We start from the raw sequence: 3,504 nt of genomic DNA, 5'->3' as shown, positions 1-3,504 counted from the left end.
CAAAGGTTATGACAACAATATGGTTATGACTATTACCATTCTACTATTCTGTAAAACACTCTAAAATTCAGTGATTTACCGGTGAACTACGCATATTAACTTTCCATAATTTTAATGTGGCATATTACAAAATCAACATTAAAAAAACAGAAATTATGGAAATTCAAAAACTTATTGAACATGCCAACCAACTTTTAAAAGAAAAGAGATATTCAAGTAGTCGCATCGAAACCTATAATTGGTTGTGGAAAAAAGGCATACTTGCGTATATGTTCTCTAGAAATTTGGTTGAGTATGATGAAAATGTCGGCAATGAATTTGCAATGACATGTCATGATGGAGCCAATGTTACATTCCAGCATCGTGACCTTATCAAGGGCATTGATGTGTTAACCAATGTGTTGTTGAATAACAATCTTGGTGGAAGAATGCATCGTCCAATACAATACCCGCTAAGGGGTGAAATTGGAGACGCTGCTAATCAATATATTGACTTCTTGAAATCTAGACGCATAGACGAGAAGAAAACGCTCCAGCGTTACAAAAAAACAATGAGCAATTTTATTGAATATCTGTTAGGGATAGGAATAGACAATCTCTCAGAAATAACAGAAGAGGCAGTAATAAAGTATATTGAAAGTCGCGAACGTCAACAGAAGGAATATATCGATACTACCAGGCGCTTCCTTTCCTTCCTCTTTCACAAAAACCTCATATCGAAGGACTACACTTATTTGCTGAAATCCATTGGTAAGAGATTCAAGCGTGTGAGAATCCCTTCATTTTACGCTCCAGATGAAGTGCATAAGGTAGAGCAGTCGATATCTTGTTCAAGTAATGTGGGGAAACGAAACTATGCTATGGTGTTATTATGCTCCCGTACAGGGCTGCGTGTCTCGGATGTTGCCAATCTGAGCTTCAGTAATATAGATTGGGAAAACAATAAAATAAATCTCATACAGTATAAAACTGGAAATCCCCTGAACGTTCCACTTTTACCAATAGTTGGTAATGCTATTATAGATTATCTACGGTATGCACGACCAAAATCTACGTCTGACAAGGTGTTCTTAAGTTGTCGTGCCCCATATGAAGAGCTTAATGGGGCATCCGTTCATTTGGCTATCAGTGTTGTTTTTAAATCTTCAAAAATAGAGATTGAGAACAGGCATCACGGGGGGCATGCATTGAGGTTTAGTCTAGCACAGAGAATGTTGGATAAATCCATACCTATCCCAATTATATCAGAAACCCTGGGCCATTCAGAAGTAGATTCCACAAGAAACTATGTGCGGATAGACCTAGTGCATATGCTTAGATGCGTCTTGGACGTCCCAGGATCACAGGATAACTTCTACAAGCAGAAAGGAGGGTTGTTTTATGACTAATCCATTTGATTATCAAGGAGTACTGGCTCCCTATATGAAAGCCCTGATTCGTATAAAAGAATCCTGCGGGCAAACTGTAATGGGAACCAAATGGACTTACAAGGAGTTCGATGAGTTTACCATACAATATGGCTTATCGAAACCAATCATTACGAAAGAGCTAATAGGTACTTGGGCAAAGTCGAGAGTAAATGATTGTAGCAGGACGTTCTATGGAAAATGTTCCAGACTATCACAACTGGCTAAATACATGAACGAGCATGGGATTAAATCATATATAATGCCCTTGCCGAAATGTACGAATGATCGAGGTTTCTTACCTTATATCTTCTCAGAAGAACAGATGCAGTCCATATTCCAGGAGGCTGACGGACTCCAGCGTCAAAGTCATCGAAAAGATGACCCTATTATATCAGTACCTTGCCTTATTAGGCTTTTATATAGTACGGGTCTAAGAATCACAGAAGCCATTTCATTGAGAAACAATGATGTGGATCTTAATAGAAATATCCTAAAAGTAGGGACATGGGGCAGTACTAAAAATGGAGAAGAACGTTTGGTTCCTATATGCAACACCTTAAAGGAGAATCTTCAGAACTATCTACATTACAGGAGTATGCTTCCAGTAAAGGGTGTTACTGACAACGATCATCCCTTCTTTGTCAAGTTAAATGGTGAAGCGCTTTCTTCCGCTAATGCATACCACTGGTTCAAAAAGGTATACCGGCAATGTGGGATTGCATATAAAGGGGAACGCTTTGGACCTCGGGTACAAGATCTTAGACATACCATGGCAACACATTCTCTTGCAAAAATGGTGAGAGAAGGCTTAGATATATACGCTGCTCTTCCTCTGCTGTCTGCTAATCTTGGGCACAAGTCACTCTCATCCACTGAAGGATATGTGAGGCTAACTTGCAGTGAATACCCTAAGCTACTGGAGCAATGCTCTTCCCTGAATAATTTTATATATCCGGAAAAATATGACAACAACGAATAACTTAGCAAAATATATGACAGGTTTCCTTGGCGTATATCTCCCACACGAACGAAATGTGAGCCCTAATACAATAGCTGCATACCGCGATTCTTTTGTCTCCTTCTTTTCCTACTTGAGAGATGAAAAGCAAATAAAAATTGAAAATACAGCATTGTTGGACATTAACAGAGATAATGTGATTGAATATCTCCGATGGCTGATCGAAAAGCAAGGAAATAGCATTGCCACCCGAAATAGTAGGTTAGCAGCTATCCATTCCTTTGTATCATATCTTCAGTATGAAACCATAGAACATCTTGAACAGTGGCAAAAAATAATGGCAATCAAGAACTTAAAAAAAGAACATCAAACTCCAGCATACTTCACAAAAGAAGGAATAAAACTACTAATGGAACAACCTGATAATTCTTGTTATAAGGAGTTAAGACATTTAGCGATACTGGCGTTGATGTATGATACAGGTTGTAGAGTACAGGAGCTGGTCGACCTAACGCTAGAGTCATTAAAAATCCAGTGTAAGCCATACTCAGTCCGGGTATATGGAAAAGGGAGAAAAGTGAGAATAGTACCTCTTTCTGACCATGTTGTGGACATACTCAAGAAGTATATGGATAGACACAATATTGATTATGAGTTGAGTATGAAAAAACCTATCTTCTGTAATAGCGCGGGAAATAAACTTACCAGAGCTGGAATAAGCTACATTTTAAAAAAATATGCAGATATGGCTCGTGCATGTAATTCTAATATTATTCCTGAAATAATTAGTTGCCATCAGCTTAGGCACAGCCGAGCTATGCACCTGTTGCAATCTGGAGTAAATTTAATTTGGATAAGAGACTTGCTGGGGCATACTTCTATCCAGACTACAGAGGTTTACGCAAGGGCCGATTCAAAGCAAAAAAGAGAAGCAATAGAACAAGCATCAGAATGTCTGACACCTAATCTGATAACTGGAGAATGGATCGATAACAAGAACCTGATAACTTGGCTGAAAGGATTGGGTAAAGTATAATTTTTATGTAAAGCCTAAATGTAAAGTTGTAACGTAATATGCTATAAATCAACACGCTTTACATCGGGCTTTACATAACCATATTGTTGTCATAACCTTTG

At 38.3% G+C, this 3,504-nt stretch carries 3 protein-coding genes; all 3 read left to right on the top strand.

Translation table 11 applies throughout. From position 1 onward, the window contains the following. Nucleotides 1-155 precede the first annotated feature (155 nt). Genes LB465_RS17915 through LB465_RS17905 form a run of 3 tightly spaced genes read left to right on the top strand, consistent with a single transcriptional unit; the run spans nt 156 to nt 3,403 of the window. Nucleotides 156-1,388, top strand: a complete 1,233-nt coding sequence (locus LB465_RS17915) for a site-specific integrase (protein WP_224471290.1) — start codon at nt 156-158, stop codon at nt 1,386-1,388. Next, the gene (locus tag LB465_RS17910; RefSeq protein WP_224471289.1) at nt 1,381-2,388 is read left to right on the top strand and encodes a tyrosine-type recombinase/integrase; all 1,008 of its coding nucleotides are present in this window, start codon (nt 1,381-1,383) and stop codon (nt 2,386-2,388) included. The genes LB465_RS17915 and LB465_RS17910 overlap by 8 nt, the downstream gene beginning before the upstream one ends. Beyond that, complete coding sequence (locus tag LB465_RS17905; protein WP_224471288.1) at nt 2,372-3,403, top strand: tyrosine-type recombinase/integrase; 1,032 nt, start codon at nt 2,372-2,374, stop codon at nt 3,401-3,403. The genes LB465_RS17910 and LB465_RS17905 overlap by 17 nt, the downstream gene beginning before the upstream one ends. Nucleotides 3,404-3,504 lie beyond the last annotated feature (101 nt).

It is taken from the genome of Salegentibacter lacus (assembly GCF_020164555.1).
Lineage (GTDB): Bacteria > Bacteroidota > Bacteroidia > Flavobacteriales > Flavobacteriaceae > Salegentibacter > Salegentibacter lacus.
Note: the sequence above shows the minus strand (reverse complement) of the source record. Positions and strands in the feature narration are given on the sequence as shown.